Annotated in this window: 14 protein-coding genes and 1 pseudogene; 8 read left to right on the top strand and 7 right to left on the bottom strand. The window is 36.7% G+C overall.

The genetic code is table 11. The features are described from left to right. The first annotated feature begins 8 nt into the window (after positions 1–8). The 7 genes from uvrC (at position 9) to JO40_RS15050 (ending at position 8,854) form a co-directional block, all read left to right on the top strand. Positions 9–1,988, top strand: coding sequence for an excinuclease ABC subunit UvrC (uvrC, locus tag JO40_RS07050; RefSeq protein WP_044979744.1), 1,980 nt, complete (start codon positions 9–11; stop codon positions 1,986–1,988). Positions 1,989–2,127: 139 nt separating this feature from the next. After that, entirely contained in the window at positions 2,128–2,670 is a 543-nt protein-coding gene (locus JO40_RS07045) for a histidine phosphatase family protein (RefSeq protein WP_044978724.1), read from the top strand. A gap of 77 nt (positions 2,671–2,747) precedes the next feature. Further along, on the top strand, positions 2,748–3,071 hold the full coding sequence (locus JO40_RS07040) for a hypothetical protein (RefSeq protein ID WP_245608781.1): 324 nt from the start codon (positions 2,748–2,750) through the stop codon (positions 3,069–3,071). Between the two features lie 153 nt (positions 3,072–3,224). Next, on the top strand, positions 3,225–4,637 hold the full coding sequence (locus JO40_RS07035) for a radical SAM/SPASM domain-containing protein (protein WP_044978722.1): 1,413 nt from the start codon (positions 3,225–3,227) through the stop codon (positions 4,635–4,637). Positions 4,638–5,226: 589 nt separating this feature from the next. Next, a complete protein-coding gene (locus JO40_RS07030) occupies positions 5,227–7,254 on the top strand; it encodes a urocanate hydratase (RefSeq protein WP_044978721.1) in 2,028 nt (675 codons plus the stop codon). 97 nt (positions 7,255–7,351) lie between these two features. Continuing rightward, positions 7,352–8,431, top strand: coding sequence for a hypothetical protein (locus JO40_RS07025; RefSeq protein WP_044979743.1), 1,080 nt, complete (start codon positions 7,352–7,354; stop codon positions 8,429–8,431). Positions 8,432–8,572: 141 nt separating this feature from the next. Then, complete coding sequence (locus JO40_RS15050; RefSeq protein WP_264175370.1) at positions 8,573–8,854, top strand: CC/Se motif family (seleno)protein; 282 nt, start codon at positions 8,573–8,575, stop codon at positions 8,852–8,854. A 66-nt stretch (positions 8,855–8,920) separates the two neighbouring features. Here the strand turns inward: JO40_RS15050 and JO40_RS07020 are convergent, their stop codons facing one another. The 5 genes and pseudogenes from JO40_RS07020 to thiD form a co-directional block, all read right to left on the bottom strand. Then, positions 8,921–10,087: an ABC transporter permease gene (locus tag JO40_RS07020; protein ID WP_044978720.1), complete on the bottom strand. Its 1,167-nt coding sequence runs from the start codon at positions 10,085–10,087 to the stop codon at positions 8,921–8,923. Then, positions 10,074–11,130: pseudogene (locus tag JO40_RS07015) on the bottom strand (ABC transporter permease). Before JO40_RS07015 ends, JO40_RS07020 begins: the two are co-directional and overlap by 14 nt. Next, positions 11,130–12,062: an ABC transporter ATP-binding protein gene (locus tag JO40_RS07010; RefSeq protein WP_044978719.1), complete on the bottom strand. Its 933-nt coding sequence runs from the start codon at positions 12,060–12,062 to the stop codon at positions 11,130–11,132. The pseudogene JO40_RS07015 and the gene JO40_RS07010 overlap by 1 nt, the downstream one beginning before the upstream one ends. Continuing rightward, positions 12,022–12,228 (bottom strand): hypothetical protein, encoded by a 207-nt coding sequence (locus JO40_RS13970; protein WP_044978718.1) that lies wholly within the window; start codon positions 12,226–12,228, stop codon positions 12,022–12,024. Before JO40_RS13970 ends, JO40_RS07010 begins: the two co-directional genes overlap by 41 nt. A 200-nt stretch (positions 12,229–12,428) precedes the next feature. Beyond that, positions 12,429–13,238: a bifunctional hydroxymethylpyrimidine kinase/phosphomethylpyrimidine kinase gene (thiD, locus tag JO40_RS07000; protein WP_044978717.1), complete on the bottom strand. Its 810-nt coding sequence runs from the start codon at positions 13,236–13,238 to the stop codon at positions 12,429–12,431. Positions 13,239–13,468: 230 nt separating this feature from the next. Between thiD and JO40_RS06995 the strand changes: the two genes are divergently transcribed. After that, the gene (locus tag JO40_RS06995) at positions 13,469–14,926 is read left to right on the top strand and encodes a S41 family peptidase (RefSeq protein ID WP_044979742.1); all 1,458 of its coding nucleotides are present in this window, start codon (positions 13,469–13,471) and stop codon (positions 14,924–14,926) included. A gap of 61 nt (positions 14,927–14,987) precedes the next feature. On the opposite strand, the gene mnmA is transcribed toward JO40_RS06995, so the two are convergent. Continuing rightward, positions 14,988–16,085: a tRNA 2-thiouridine(34) synthase MnmA gene (gene mnmA / locus JO40_RS06990; protein WP_044978716.1), complete on the bottom strand. Its 1,098-nt coding sequence runs from the start codon at positions 16,083–16,085 to the stop codon at positions 14,988–14,990. A gap of 5 nt (positions 16,086–16,090) precedes the next feature. After that, on the bottom strand, positions 16,091–17,293 hold the full coding sequence (mtnK, locus tag JO40_RS06985) for an S-methyl-5-thioribose kinase (protein ID WP_044978715.1): 1,203 nt from the start codon (positions 17,291–17,293) through the stop codon (positions 16,091–16,093). Positions 17,294–17,297: the final 4 nt, after the last annotated feature.

Genomic DNA, 17,297 nt, shown 5'->3' with positions numbered 1-17,297 from the left:
CTTCATTTATGGAAAAAAACAATGTTCGCGAAAAACTGCATGCGGTTGCTCTCTCGGCCCCGAAAACGAGCGGGGTTTACCTTTGGAAAGATAAGGCAGGAACGGTCATCTATGTCGGGAAGGCTAAATCTTTAAAGAACCGCCTCAGTTCTTATTTTACATCGAACAGGGATATTAAAACCCGCATCCTTGTTTCCCGTGCCGATTCAATCGAGTACATTCAAACAGAAAATGAATATGAAGCACTTCTCTTGGAAAATACTCTAATCAAAAAACATAAACCGAGATACAATATAAATCTAAAAGACGGAAAAACCTATCCTGTTTTAAAATTAACCAATGAAGAATTTCCAAAACTTTACCGCACAAGGAACATTAAAAATGACGGCTCAAAATATTTCGGCCCCTTTCCGAATGTTTCAGCCGTCGATATGTTTTTAGCTCTCATAAAACATAATTATACCCTGCGCCAATGCAAGAGATTAAAAAAAAGAGAAACTCCTTGCCTTTATTTTCATATCGGAAGATGCAAGGCTCCCTGCTGCGGCAAGATAAGTGCAGAAGAATACGGCAAAGATATAGAAGAAATTACCATGCTCTTAGAAGGCGAAATGGGAGAAGTATCTGCCGCCCTAAAAGAAAAGATGAAAGAAGCGGCAGAAAAAAAAGAGTTTGAAAAAGCCGCCCGCCTCCGTGACGGAATACAGGCAGTCTATGCTCTCCGCGGACAAAACATAGTTCAAGACATGGACCCAGAAAGCCGCGACTACATTGCATGGGCCTTTGAAGGAACCATGGTCAGCATAGCCGTTCTAAAAATGAGAAACGGACGGCTTGTCGGCCGCGACCTTTATCGTTCGCATAGCTTAAAAGAAGAAGGAGAAATTCTATCCGAATTTATATCGGCTTATTACACTTCGGCAAACGAAGTTCCGCCTAAAATATTTATTCCGCAAGCTGCCGATGGAAATGCCCTCATCGAAAAATGGCTCAATGAGGAGCTTCACGCTAAGACAAGGATAAGCATCATTCCTTTAGAAAAAGAAAATATTACAGCAGAAGAAACTGCAAGCTCCAAAATAGAAACCGCATTCGGAACAGCAACCTCTGAAGAAATTGAAGAAGCGGCTTCCAAAAAAATTGACTACACTGTTAAAGAGCCGGCACCTTTGGCTGTCCAAGAAAAAAGACTAAATCTTTCTCCGGCTGAAATTAAGCACCACAAGGCAGCCTTAAAGATGGCTCGCTTTAACGCAAAAGAAGATGCTCTGCGCCGTCTAAGAGAACAGGGAGATTTCGCCGCCGTTGAAGACTTGCAAAAAAGGCTTAACCTGCCCTGCCTTCCGCAGCGTATCGAGGGCTTCGACATTGCTCACCTAGGCGGCACCTTTACGGTCGCTGCTCTGATTTCCTTTAAAGAAGGAAACCCCGACAAAAAGAATTACAGGATATTCAGGTTAAAAAATACTGACGGCATAATCGATGACTATGCTTCAATGAGGGAGGTAATAGCCCGCCGCTATACCCGCCTTGTCAACGAGGGAGCCGACCTTCCGGACCTAATTCTTATAGACGGAGGCATTGGGCAGGTAAATGCGGCAAGCAAAATTGTAAACGCCCTCGATCTCGGCATTCCGGTTATCGGCCTTGCCGAAAAAAATGAAGAAGTTTATTTTCCGCACAATTCGGAACCTGTGATCTTACCCAGAAGAAGCGATGCCCTCCGCCTTCTCCAAAGAATCCGTGACGAGGCACACCGTTTTTCAAACACAAGGAACAATAAGCTGCGCAGAGCAAATAAACTTAAAACGGAATTTGAAGGCCTTCCCCACATCGGCAAAAAAAGAGCTTTCTCTTTATTAAAGGCCTTCGGCAATATGGAAGGCCTAAAAAACACAACAGCTCAAGCCCTTTCAGAAACGGCAAAGATTTCTTTAAAACAAGCAGAAGAAGTTTTGGCATCGGTAAAGGGAAACAGCCAAAATTAAAATCCCGATTAAAAAACATCGGCGTAAAGTCAGTGCAGATACACTCTCTGCAAAATGGATAAGTAAATGTGTAATTGAAGATGCTCTCAACTACACATTAGCCCTTGCCCTTTAAGCTTAAAAAACATATAATTTTTGCATGAAACTTTTTGTTGTACGTCACGGTGAAACCGACTGGAATTCTAAGATGATGGCTTGCGGTGTTTCCGAAGCTTCTCTTACAGAAAAAGGAAAAGCCCAAGCAAAAGAACTCGCCGAACGCCTTGCTGCCGAACAGGATAAAAATAAGATCAGCCTTATCTATGTGTCCCCGCTTAAAAGAGCCGTAGCAACGGCAGCTTATATCGAAAAAGCCTTGGGTATAAAAGCGAAAATAGATGACCGATTAAAAGAAATAAATTTCGGAACCTTTGAAGGAGAGGATTGGAGAAAGCCTGAATTTTTAAAAATAACCGACAATCCTTTTTTTAGATTTTCGCAAGGAGAATCCTTGGTACAGACTGCACATCGTGCCTACGGTATAATTGAAGAGGTCAAAACAAAACATAAAAATGAAAATGTGCTTTTTGTTTGTCACGGAATGATAAGTACTATGATCTGCACATATTTTAAATCTTATTCACAAGAAGAATTGGAAAGACTAGAAATCAAAAACTGCCAGCTTCTTCAGTTTGATTTATAAAGAGCTAAAAACATCTGTTGATTTGACATCCTATGTTCTTTATGTGTGATTCTCAATGGAGGGAGTATATAAATAAAATGAAGCATTTCGGTAAAAGATTAAAAAATATTTTTTGGTTATGCCGCCCGTATCGGAAGTACGCCCAACTTTATTTTTTTGTGGTTCTATTGACTTCCGCATTATTGGAACCTATTGATGATTTTTTTTATGTGTATTTTCCCAAAGAAGTCGTTGATCTTTTAGCTGCGGGAAAATCATTTTGGTATGTCGCAACATTTTATGTCGGTAACTATGTTGTTTACGATGATAGCCGCTATAGGACCTTGGATTATACCTATAGAAATTGGGATTTGAAGATAGAAGGTATCCCCCTCATTAAGAATCGCAAACCAAACTACTAAATACATGATGATATTTTTTTAATAATTTGTCAACAATAATCGGCTTAAATACCTCTTACAATTTATAGTAGACAGGGCATAACTGTAATCTATATTTGACTTATAAAGATAAAAGTAGTACACTTATACTATATACAGTATGGAGGTACTAATATGAGTTTTTCTACTATGATGGGGGCAAGACTTGCCGGTAAATTTGCTGTTAAGTTTGTACAGGGAGATCCTGAGATTAAAGTGCCGCAAGCACTTGCTTGGCTTGAACGCTTTGATAGGAAGCATTACTATCAGAAAACCTATGATATGTTGCGGAATATTATGAAGGAACCTGATAATAATTGGCACAAGTTAATCTGCAAGAGTTATAAGGAGGTAGATGATGGAGTGAGAGCTAAGTTTATTCGTAATTTTATCGTCAATTCTTCTATTCGGGGGAATGAAAAAAGACATAGCATTTCGGAGAAATATGGGTGCAATGTTCCTTGGGCAATTTTAATGGACCCCACATCGGCATGTAATTTACATTGTATCGGTTGTTGGGCTGCCGAGTATGGAAACAAACTTAATATGGAGTTTGAACTACTTGATGATATCATCAAACAAGGAAAAGACCTCGGAATTTATTTTTATCTTTTTTCGGGAGGTGAACCCCTAGTAAGAAAAGATGATATTATCAAGCTTTGCAAAAAGCATAATGACTGTGACTTTTTGGCATTTACCAACGGAACGTTAATTGATGAAAAGTTTGCCGATCAAATGCTTGAAGTTAAAAACTTTTTCCCTGCAATAAGTGTTGAAGGAAGCGAAGAAGCTACGGATGCACGACGAGGAAAAGGAACTTATGCAAGAGTTATGCGAGGAATGGATATTTTACGGGAAAGAAAACTTCCATTTGGTTTTTCTACTTGTTATCATCACAATAATATCGACTCCGTTACTTCAGAAGAATATGTCGATAAAATGATAGAAAAAGGTGCTTTTTTTGGTTGGTATTTTACATACATGCCTGTCGGTAAAAGTGCTCCAACAGATTTATTGGTAACACCCGAACAAAGAGTTAAAATGTATAATACAATCCGAAGATGGAGATCCGAAAAACCTATATTCTTAATAGACTTTCAAAATGATGGAGAATACATTAGTGGATGTATTGCAGGCGGTAAACATTATTTCCATATAAACGCAAATGGAGATGCTGAACCTTGCGCATTTATTCACTATAGCGATTCAAATGTACGTGAAAAAAAGATATTGGATGTGTTAAAGTCTCCCTTATTTATGGCATATCATGAAAATCAACCTTTTAGTGATAACCATTTAAGGCCATGCCCGCTCATGGAAAATAATCAAGCTTTGGCAAAAATGGTAAAAGCATCAGGAGCTCATAGTACCGATTGTGAAGCGGAAGAAGATGCTTTTGCTCTTTGTGCTAAATGTAAATCTTTTGCAGAGGAATGGAAACCAGTTGCTAATGATCTTTGGAAAAAAAGCGGACGCAATGTCCCGCTGCAAGACAAAGAGATGGTTTTTGTAAAAACGGAACAAAGACGTAAAGAAGCAATGAATTGATTTTTCTGCATTCTGTTTAATATAATTATATTTTCCCCTTGTAGGTACCATTAAAATGTCCCTATAACAAAAGCAGAGATGGATGTGGCGAATGAAAAATTAATCATAGGAACAAAGATGCGGACAAGGGGAAAATAATAGTGGGTTGAACAAACAGGCAATTACGAATTGATAAGAATAATAATTCAATCTACGATAAAAGTAAGTGAGATATTCGGCTATTAGGTTTCGACTGTGTGTATTGCCGACACTGAGATACCTTACTCAGTCGTCGATAAAGACGGTTATCCCTGCCTATGATCAAAATGATCCTTCCGGTCACTTTCCGGTATATCGTCTAAATATTTAATACCAACCTATAGTTTTTGACAGAACTTATACTTAGCTTTAATTTCCCTCATGTCCCGCTTTTTTTGGTTTGTGACGATTCCATTTTGCCATAGCTTTTATGCTGCGGCTAGGGGGTACCTTCTCTGGTTTGTAGACATTAGTTATAAAACTAAACCTTGAATATTTTCCGCCTTCGTGTTATACTTAGGTTCTATATAAAGAAATTATGTAATTTTTAATATTAAAGGAGATCACGATTATGGTTACAAACAAAGAAATCGCATCTGCGATGACAATCAAACTTGATGCAACGCTTCCTCCCGACCCTGTTTTTGAAAAAGGAATAAGAAGAGCACCGAGCAGGGGCTTTAACTTGACAAAGGCTCAAACGGAAACAGCCTTAAAAAACGCTCTCCGCTATGTGCCGGAAGAACTTCATGAAAAGCTGGCTCCGGAGTTTTTGGACGAACTTTTTACCTACGGCCGAATTTATGCTTACCGCTACAGGCCCCACGGAAATATTTACGGAAAACCCATAGATGAGTACAAGGGTAAGTGCCTCGCAGCAAAGGCTATGCAGGTTATGATAGACAACAACCTTGACTTCGATGTCGCCCTCTACCCCTATGAGCTTGTAACCTACGGTGAAACGGGCTCGGTTTGTCATGACTGGCTCCAGTACCGCCTCATCAAAAAATACTTGGAAGAATTAACCGAAGATCAAACCCTTGTTATGGAATCGGGGCACCCCTTAGGCCTCTTCCCTTCAAAGCCTGAAGCTCCGCGAGTTATAATTACAAACGGCCTTATGATAGGTATGTTTGACAATTACAAGGACTGGGAAGTCGCGGAAGAAATGGGTGTTGCCAACTACGGCCAGATGACGGCCGGCGGCTGGATGTATATCGGCCCGCAGGGTATAGTTCACGGAACATTTAATACAATCCTCACAGCAGGCCGCAAGGAACTGGGAGTCGCAAGCGACGGCGACTTAAAGGGAAAGCTCTTTATTTCTTCCGGCTTGGGCGGAATGTCGGGAGCCCAACCCAAGGCCTGCGAAATTGCAAATGCTGTCGGTGTTTTTGCCGAAGTCGATAAATCGAGAATCAATACCCGTCTTGAACAAGGCTGGGTTCACGAAATGTCCGATAATTTGGATGAAATCTTTAAAAAGGTAGACGAGTACCTAAAAAAGAAGGAGCCTATCTCAATCGCTTATCACGGCAACATTGTAGACCTTCTTCAATATTGTGTAGACAAAAACGTTCACATCGACCTCCTTTCGGATCAAACCTCCTGCCATGCACCATACGAGGGCGGCTATTGTCCCGAAAAGATGACCTTTGAAGAAAGAACTAAGCTCCTCTATGAAAACCGTGAAGAATTCTGCAAGAGAGTAGATTCTACATTAAAGCACCACTTTGAGCTTATCAAAATTCTTTCTTCGAGAGGAACATACTTTTTCGACTACGGAAACTCCTTCCTCAAAGCTGTATTTGATGCGGGCGCAAAGGATGTTTCCAAAAACGGAATCGATGAAAAAGACGGCTTTATCTTCCCCTCTTATGTAGAAGATCTTATGGGCCCCGAACTCTTTGACTACGGTTACGGCCCCTTCCGCTGGGTATGCTTGTCCGGAAAACCTGAAGACTTGGACAAGACGGATGCCGCCGCAATGAGCTGCATCAATCCCGACCGCCGCGGACAGGACAGGGACAACTACTACTGGGTACGCGATGCCAAAAAGAATAAGCTCGTTGTAGGAACTCAGGCCAGAATTCTTTATCAAGATGCTGAAGGAAGACGCGACATTGCCTTAAAGTTTAACGAAATGGTTCGCAAGGGCGAAATCGGCCCCGTTATGATGGGACGAGACCACCACGACGTAAGCGGCACCGATTCACCTTTCCGCGAAACTTCCAATATCAAGGACGGAAGTAACGTAATGGCAGACATGGCCGTACAATGCTATGCCGGAAACGCTGCCAGAGGAATGAGCCTTGTAGCCCTCCACAACGGCGGCGGTGTAGGTATCGGAAAATCCATTAACGGAGGCTTCGGACTCGTGCTTGACGGAAGCGAACGGGTTGACGAGATTATCAAATCGGCCATTATGTGGGACGTAATGGGAGGCGTAGCCCGCCGTAACTGGGCACGCAATCAAAATTCGATTACGACCAGCATCGAATACAACAAGAACTATTCCGGCAAAGGACACATCACCATTCCGTTTATCGCGGATGAAAATATGGTAAAACGCCTTGTCGAGCAAAAGTACAAAAAATAAAATGAAGCTGAACCTCTAAGAACAGAAGTTTTTAGAGGTTCCCTTTAATTTTTTTTACAAAGGCCGATTTTGTTTGTTGACTTTTTATGGGAGAAATATCTTGAATCTAAGAAAAGTTTTTTTTGCTGTTTTTGGCTTAATTTTTATATCCTGTTCAAAACAAGATCCGGAATTTACAGGAAAGTATTTAACCTACACAAATACACAAGAAGGTTATGAAATCGACTACCCTTCAGAAATTTTAAAACCGGTCAAAAGTTCTTCGGAGGAACAAGTCTTTACAAGCAATGACGGAGAGGTAAGTTTATCGGTTTCCGTTTCTGCCTTAAAAGAATTAAGCCCCGAGTTTATTTTTAAAACCGCTGACCTTTATGAAAAAAAAGAAGCTGAAAGATTTACGGTAAGCGATAAAAATATGGGACGTGACGGTTTTGTTTTAAAAGGCTATTCAAAGGACAAAATGTTTTTTTGTCAGACATTCGCTATAAACGAAAAATTTTATACAATAAGATTTGAATATAATAAAAAAGATTATGATACATATAGGGATATTTTAACTCATGTAATAGATTCTTTTGAGCTGACCTCCGCCTCGCTTTCTCAAGAAGAAATTGAAGATACAAACTCTCAGGATGAAAAATCTTATGATGAGGGAAATCTTATTTCCTTTGCTTTTTCTTTTTTATCAAATGTGTATTGGGAAAATAACTTTAATCTCCTTTTAAAAAATTCAAGCCCAAAATTAGCCGATTTTGTTCACCCTGATTACGGCATAAGACGTTTCTATAATCCCGGGTCCGCTCCTCTTCTTTTTTCGGCAGAGGACGGTTTCGGCTTTGATGAAAGCACCGATTTTTCTACCATACCCTCAGCCAATAAATTCGGAGGATCCATCCCATTTTATAATCGAATGCCTGACGGCGGTTTTTGTGAAGAATCTAAAGATAAAGACGGCGTATATTGTGCTATTGTCAAAGAAATCCCTACAGCCGTTGATCCTGCAAGTTTTGAAAGCGATGAAATACAGAACTTAAAAATAGACTTACCAAAAAACTATAAGGCAATCTTAAAAATAGTTATCTTAGACGGCGGCTTTATCAAAAAGACATTTTACTTTTTTGATATTGAAAATAATTGGTTTTTGCTCTTTGTAGATGACTGTGATTGTTCGGCTTAGGCAGGTACAATTCCAAATACAGGAAAAACCCTCGATGACTACAGAAAAGAGAGATTAAAAAAATATGAAAGTCCTAATTGATTTCTTGACTTTCACTCAAAAAGTTTTTATTTTTATTTTATAACTTATTGGAGGCCAAAAATGAATATTGTAATTGAAGATTCTGCGAGAGATAAAATAAAAGAAAAAAATGCAGACTCGGTTTATTGTGCACTTCAGATGTGCTCATCTTGAGGGGGTACTAGATTAGAACCGACCGTGTATGTCGGTGTGCCCAATAATATCGATAGTTTCGATAAATTTGAAAACAACGGAATTACCGTTTATGTTAAAAAGGGAACTCCTTCCGTTAACGGAACCTTAACGATTACAGTCGGATCTTTTTTATGGTTTGAAAAGCTGATGGTTGAAGGAATGATTTAAGCAAGAAGCCGGTAAGACAAAAGGGAATCTTTTTTTAGATATACCCAAAACTCTTACCGGCTTTTTTTATTGCTGACTAAATTCTATCTTGCTTTGAGACCTTCCTAATTTTGAAAAGTAGGTACCCACAGTAAAATAAAGAAATAGGAATAAAAAGAGCATTCCGATATTTTTCCAATCAATCGATAAATTAACTTGGGTAAATTCGTTTGCCCTTATATAATAATAGGTCGGGAAAAGGCGGGAGATATTTACAATAAAATCCGGCAGGAGTTCTTGTTCAACAAAGATACCCGAAATAAAGGCCATCGAAAGAGGAAGCACCGTACCGAGTATACCCATAACAGAGCCTTTTTTTAAAAAAGAATTAAGCATAAAAGTCAGACTTAAAATAACAGCCGTGTACATTAAGGCATTAAACGTATAGAATAAAAGAGGGATATTTTCCAATCTCGTTATATTTGTAATAATAGCAAAACCTATCAATATTGAAAGAATAAGAACTACTATCGTTAATTGAGCCAAAAAGTTTTCACAAACAAAGCGTAAAGTCGATACCGGAGAAACATTATTCCGCATTTTTAAGCGTTCGTTATTTAACTCGAACATAGCCCAGCCTACAGAATTAAGAACAACGGAAAAAACTATCCAGCCTAAATAGTTAAAAAATATTTTAAACCAAATATTTACCGAAGTATTTTTTTGAAAACTAATCTTATTAACCTTTGTATTTACTTGAAGAGCTTTTTCTATTCTCTGAAAATCGAAATATCCTTGAGCGTTTTTTACGTTTGCAGCAAAGGTTAAATACGTATTAAGCTGTAAATCCATATAAAAGCCCGACTTTTTTCTGTCATCTTTAAAAGTTATAAGGGCCTTTTTACCGCTCATTACATTTTCTTCCATATTCTTATTTATAATAATCCCAGCATGTATTCTTTGCAGAGAAATATCCTTTTTTAGCTTGCGTAAAATTTCTTCATCGATCTTATCTTTTTCGTCTATAATAATAACATCATGTTTTGACTTCAAATAAGAGATTAAATGTTTTGATAGTTCGGAGCCGTCCCTGTCGATTATATTTACGGTTAAGGGTGTTTCTTCAAATTCGCTTACCTTAGAGTTTTGAGACCTTAGCGTCATAAAACTGATAAACAAAAAAATAACAACATAAATAATAGTAGTGATTATTTTTGTATAAATTAATCTTAAAAAGTTTTTATAAACTATCATATTGCACCTTCCTTGAGTTAATAAATGAAAGAGATAAAAGAATTGCGATACCTATTGTGTAGACAATAAAAAATACCGGTACTGCATTATATTCTCCCAAAATATTTATGTTATAAAGATTGGTAGTAAAAAGAGCTATAGGATTTATTGTTCCTAAAATCGGTATTGTTTTTTCAATGGACATTTTTACCTCAGGCCCCATCATACCGGATAAAAAGGCTAAAAAAAGACTTGTAAAAATACATATCATAGTTTTTGACCGGATATCTCCAATAGGCGTTGAGCCTATAAATAAGCCGAGGGCTGCTCCAAAAAAAATTCGCATAGATCAAAAGCAAAAGAGTAATTTTAAAATCGGTAATAAATGGTATCTTTAAAACAAAGAGCACAAAGGAAATATATATGAGATTGGCTGTAAGGTTAAAGATAAAGTAAAATATAATTCCTGCAAGATAAGAATAAAAGCGTTTAATAGGAGTTGTACAAATTCTTGCTCCGATTTTTGAAATATTACCCTGTATTTTTACAGCTATATCTATCGAACCGAACATTGTATAAATCGAAACCATTGCCAAAAGAGAATAGAACAATATAATGCTCAAACTCATTTTTTCGTTTTTACTTTCGACATAATTTTTACCGTATTCAAAAGACTTCATTGGAATATTAAGGGCTTCGATTTGTTTTATTTGATCCAGCACGGTTTTTGTTATTGTCTGAGATAATCCGTCTTCGCTCAACCTCAAAGATTGATCGGCTTCAACAAAGGCTTTTATTTTTTTTGTACGGAGCATCTCATTTGCCGATGTCTCATCTATTATTTTTGTATCAAACATCCCTGTAAATTTAAGCGGATAATAAACAGGATTGTCTTTTTCAATTCCGATTTCTATTTTACCGGTATCGGAATTACCTACGGCCGAAAATATTGTAAAGAACAGCCCAGCCATAAGAATGGGATATAAAAGCGTCCAAAACATTCCGTCTAAAGAATAAAACATGCCGATACTATAATATTTTATTTCGCGTAAAAAGAATTTCATCAGTCTCTTAACTCCTTTCCCGTAAGCTCCAAGAAAATATCGTTTAAGCTGGGTAACTCCGAATATAATTTGGTATAAGCCAAACTATTATTATTGATAAATAAAATAAGTTCGTTTAAGTTGTTAATCGAATTTTCAAAACTGATTAAAAACTCGTTTCCGTTTTTGGTAACTTCCAAAACATGAGGAATTTTTTTTAGTTCTTCTTGCAGGTTATCCTTAGTTTCAACAAATTCAACAACCATTTTTTCGCTTGTGCGGATCAGCTTGTGCAATTCTTCTAAGGTGCCGTTTGCTATATCTCTTCCCTCATCCATGATAATGATTCTATCGCAAAGCTCTTCAACTTCTTCAAGATAATGGGTAGTATACACGACGGTGCTTCCTCTTTTTGCCAGTTCCTTTATTCCTGAAAGAATGAAGTTTCGGCTTTGGGCATCGACGGCAACTGTGGGCTCATCCAAAAAAATCAGTTCAGGTTTATGAGCTATGCCGCATGCAATATTGAGCCGGCGGAGAAGACCTCCTGAAAGTTTTTTTGCACGGAATGAAGCATAATTGTTTAAGCCTACAAAATCGATTGCTTCATCTACCAGCTTTTTTCTCTCTTGAGTATTGTTTACATAGAGGCCGCAAAAATAATCTATGTTTTGTTTTACGGTAAAATCATAGAAAACCGAAACCTCTTGAGGAACAAGGCCTATTCTTTTTTTTATATGCAGGGCGTTAGGCTTCATTTCTTCGCCGAAAATGATGATTTCACCCTTGCCGTGTTTTAAAAGGGAAAGCATACAGTTTATAGCTGTAGTTTTTCCGCATCCGTTAGGGCCCAAAAGGCCGAGAATCTCTCCTTCTTTAACTTCCATATTAAAGTGATCAAGTGCCGTTTTTTCATTGTACCGTTTTACAAGATTTTTTACCGTTAAAATCATAAATTCCTCCATAAAAACTTTTTGCAAGAAGCCTAAGCTTCCGAAAAAAAGTTTTTTCACGCAGTTTTGCTTTGCAAAACTGCATACAATAATGCGATGTTTTGTGCTTTGCACAAAACTCGGCAGATAAACAGTGAGGCTGAATTTCTGCCGAACTGTTTATCACACCTCCTATCTATAATCTAATCTTTTGTATATAATTATATCTTTTTTTTGAAATTTTAAAACTGAAAATTGTCATATTTTTGCGAGTTTAAATATGACATTTGTCATATACAATATAAGGAAGTAATTTTAAAGAAAGGATAAAAATTTAAAATGGGTAATAAGCGGCTTATACACTTATTACCCATCGGCAATTACAAATTAATTAAAACTCTTTCGCCATGCGGCAGGGTTACCGGGTCCGACCCATTTATTAAGCTGGAATCCGTTTTGAAGGCTCAAGGTGATAAACTTTTTTGCTCTTCTTACGGCTTCATACGGTTCAAGGCCTGTGCCTAAACCTGCGGCGATAGCTGCGGCTGTTGTACAGCCGGCTCCATGTGTCCATCTTGTATCTATAAGCCCGCCTTCAACCTTTAAGAATTGTTCTCCGTCATAAAAAATATCTACGGCTGATTGCTCTCCCTGTAATTTGGGTCCGCCTTTTATAAAGACATAGGGAACGCCCATTCCATGAATAATCTTACATGCTTCCTTTATTTCTTCAATTGTAGAAGGTGTCGGCATTTTTGCAATTTGGCCGGCTTCAAAAAGATTCGGTGTAATAACCCTTGCTAAGGGCAGAAGTTTTTCGATGATAAGATTATTGAGCTCTGGGTTTAGGGCAAGATCGCCGCCCTTACAAACCATAACAGGATCCAGCACATAATTTTCTACATTATATTTTTTTAAGTATTCGGCAGAAAGTTCAACTGCATAATTTGTTGCAAGCATTCCCGTTTTTGCAGCATTAACACCTATACCCTTAAAGATGGTTTCAAGCTGGGCTCTTATCGTTTGCTCATCAAGAGGAAAAACCTCATGTCCCCACTCTTTATCGGGATTCATAGTTGCAATTACGGTAACGGCGGCCATTCCGTATACGCCGTATTCCTGAAAGGTTTTTAAGTCGGCTTCCAAACCGGCTCCTCCGGAAGCATCCGATCCGGCAATTGTTGCAAGTTTTATCATAGTAACCTCCATAAAATGGCTATCGTAATTTATAATAGCTTACATTTTATCAATTTAAAAGATTATAACATTTTTTTTGAACTTTGTCTTGAGGGCCAAGTGAAAATTCCTATGAAATGAGCAATCAACAACATACCTTATATCTGTTTACACGCTATTTAATTTATGTTAAAATAACAAGCATGAAGCGATATTATAAAAAAATCGTATTTATAATTTGTATTATTGTAATATTTTTAGGCTGTTCTGATACTGATACATTCTCTAATAGGACTTTAACAGCTGAGCAAAATAAAAACCACATTATAAGTTTAGCAGAATTATATTCATATATTAAAGAGTATTCTCCTTTTTTAAATGATGTTATTTTAAATAATCTTAATGAAAAATATTTTGAGCTTTCAAATAAAATTATGTATGAAAGCGATAAATATAAAATTTACACATACTTTGAAGAGTTATTAGCTGTAATCAATGACGGACATACTGCCGTTTTTTACGAACAAGGCTCAAACACTCCTTTTTATTTTTTACCTGCCGGAGTGGACTATGCTGACGGGAAATACTATCTTTCATATAAAGAAAACAATATAAAAATACCTCTAGGTTCAGAGCTTATAAAAATTAATGATGAAGATACAAAAAAATATTTATTAAATAATATTGCAAAATATATTCCAGTAAAAACGCCTCATGCTTTTGAAAATTCAATGATAAAACGGCTTTTATATTCTTCACAAAATAAAAAAATAAAATTTACATTTGAGGTCGATAAAAATGAAGTTAATTTGGAATTGAAATATTCAATTCCTCAAAAGAACATAGGTAATGTAAAATTTAATAAAATCCCTGATTATTATGATAAACTCAATAAGATATATTCAAGCTATAATTTTTCGATTTATAAGATTAAAGAAAAATATGCTTTGATACAAATACATAATTTTTGGGATTACCGTATGATAGATGAATTTATTGAAAAAATTATTCCTTTGTTAGAAAATTCCGATCATCTTATTTTGGACATTCGAAAAAATAGCGGCAGTAATTCAAGTATAGGATTTGCAATTTTAAAAATACTTACAGGAAAAACCGATATTGAAATATCTTCAATCAATATTAAAGATTTTCAACGCCGATTAACGCCTATTCTGATTACTCTGGCTGCAATAAAAGATACAAATTTAAAGGTGATAAATCATGATACCCTTATAAAACTAAATACTTTTATTAACGATGCTAAATTAATGAAAGCCCATCAATTGTTAATGTCGGCAGAAGAAGATAAAATATTACAACAAATAGACAACTTTCTTATGCAATTTAATGAGATGGAAAAATTAGAAGAAAAGCTTATCTCGGCTGCAAATAAATATAAAATCCATAATAAAAATATAACCGTTTTTACATCTTACAAAAGCGGTTCCGCTTGCGATAATTTTGCATGTTTTTGTAAAGAATTAAACATAAGGCTAATCGGAACAAATACTAAAGGAGCTACAGGAAACATCGGAATATTTAAGCTTACAAATAATTTTTCAATTGTACTATCATTGCAAAAAACTATGTACAATAATATGGAAATTAACAATAAGGGCATATCGCCTGATGTTTTTATTATGGATACGATTGAAGATATTAAAAATCAAAACGATCCCTGCTTAAATTTCGTTTTAGAAAACCTATGAAGTCTTTGATATTAATGATATAACATTTGCAAAATGTCAAATTTAAGGACATTTCTGCAATTCATAATACAATCCTCTCAACCGATTCTATTATTCCGCCTCCGATAATATAATCCCCGTCATAAAAGACGGCAGCCTGTCCTTCGGCGACGGCTTTTTCAGGCTCTATAAATTCTACTTTAAATTTTCCCGTAGGTTTAAGCTCTTCACTTTTTAGCGGAATTAATTTTGCTTTTTTCTTTTGTTGGCGGTACCGTGTTTTTACCTCAATGTCTATTTCTTTATCTATTGTTTTTTTTGAGATTATATTTACATTTGAAGTGATGAGGCTTGCGGCAAATAGATCTTCGCTCTTGCCTACAGTAACCGTATTCTCCTTTGCATCTTTTTTTACAACGTAAACGGGAAAACCCATTGCAATTGCAAGTCCCCGCCTTTGGCCTATCGTGTAATATTGAAGCCCTTTGTGGCGGCCTATTTCGTTTCCTTGCATGTCTACAAATTTTCCCTCTTTAAAAGAATCCGATGCAAGAGCATTTATTACCCTTGTGTAATCGTCATCGGGAACAAAGCAGATATCTTGGCTGTCGGGACGATGAGCATTTATAAGGCCTGCATCTTCGGCTATTTTCCTAACTCTTTCTTTGGTAAAACCTCCTAAGGGGAAAATGGAATGGGAAAGCTGCTCTTGAGTAAGAAGAGCTAAAAAGTAGCTTTGATCTTTTTGAGCATCTTCAGCTTGTCTTAGCAAAAATCTTTTTTCGCCTTCAATTTCGGTTTTTTCTATTTTTGCATAATGTCCTGTTGCAATTTTATCGAAGCCGCCTTTTAAAGCCTGCTCTAAAAAAAGGCCGAATTTAATTTTGCTGTTACATATAAAGCAGGGATTGGGCGTTCTTCCTTGTTTGTATTCTTCTACAAAGTAGTCGATGATTTCAGCCTTAAAAGTTTCCCTCATATCGTATACAATGTGCTTAATACCGAGCTTGTCTGCAACTTTTTTTGCATCTTCAATATCATCGGTCTGTTCTTTATAAATACCGGATAATTTCGGCAAGAGCTGTATCGTAACTCCTGTAACATCATAGCCTTGATCTATCAATAGCTTTGCCGCAACGGCGGAATCAACACCTCCGCTCAAACCCACAAGAGCCTTCATCAGGTTTAAAGTCCTCTTAAAATTTCTTCGGGGTTTAGAATCATGGCACATCCCAGTTCGGCTAAATCCCTTTCAAGGGCAATACGGTTTTCGATTTTTTTTATGCTTGTAATTTCAGCTGTTTTTGCAGAACCGATTATCCTTCTATTTAATTCGGTACCGCAAAAAGAAACGGCATCAATTTTTATTTTTTCGATATAGTTGTCAATAAAAATTTCGTTTTGATAAACCGGATCTTTTATATTTTTAATAAGAAAATCTTTTGCAAACACATAGAAGAATTTAAATAGATTGTTTTTTGCGTTTTCAAGCCAAGATAAAAAGTCAGTTCTTTGCTTTTCCTTATCAACAAAAAGAGTCGAATATTTTGCATAGCTTTGAGCAAAAATAAAATGAGCAAGAACATTCCCAAGGTCATAGGCTATTGGACCGTAAAAGGCGAATTCGGGATCGATTATTTTTATCTTCGTTTCTTCATTTTCATTTTTTACAAAGATGGAGCCCGAATGCAGATCCCCGTGAATAAGCCCTTGAGGATAGTTATTGAATTTTTCTTTTAAGACTGCAACCCTTGCAATGAGGTTTGAATCTTCATAAAACTTTTTTTTAAGCCACTCGGCATTTTCGGGTAATAGAATATTTCTTTGTCTCACATCCTTATAAGGGTGAGTAAAAACTAAGTCTTCCGTAATTTTACAAAGATCGGGATTATAAAATTTGACTGCTGCTTTAAATTTTTTTTGATAACCTAAAACCAAATCAGTGGAAGGGAGGCTTGTGTCTACGATAAAACGGGCAATCAGTTTTTCAATTCCGTAAAATATTTTTCCGGCCATTAATTCTATTCTCAAATTGGAATAAGAACCGATATCTTCCATTATGATTGCAGCCATAACCGGATCTGCATAGATTATTTTTGGAGAAAAATCGGGAGCAGATTCGTTATACAGCTTTAAAACTTCAGCTTCACGTATACTCCTGTCGGGGTTTAAATATCCGTCGGGACGGACTCTTGTTTGAACATCAGCTTGTTTTAAAATGAGAGATTTTTTTGTGTTATTATCGAAAATCCGGTAAACATAATTTATATTACCGTCTCCTATTTCTTCGCAAATTAAATTTTCATTTGAATCAAAAAAATTACTGTGCTCAAATACGTAATCGATTATATCATCACCTTCCATTTTATAATGGGAACTAAACCGCATTCTG

Source organism: Treponema putidum (assembly GCF_000755145.1).
GTDB classification, from domain to species: Bacteria; Spirochaetota; Spirochaetia; order Treponematales; family Treponemataceae; genus Treponema_B; species Treponema_B putidum.
This window is presented reverse-complemented; position numbering and strand designations above follow the sequence as displayed.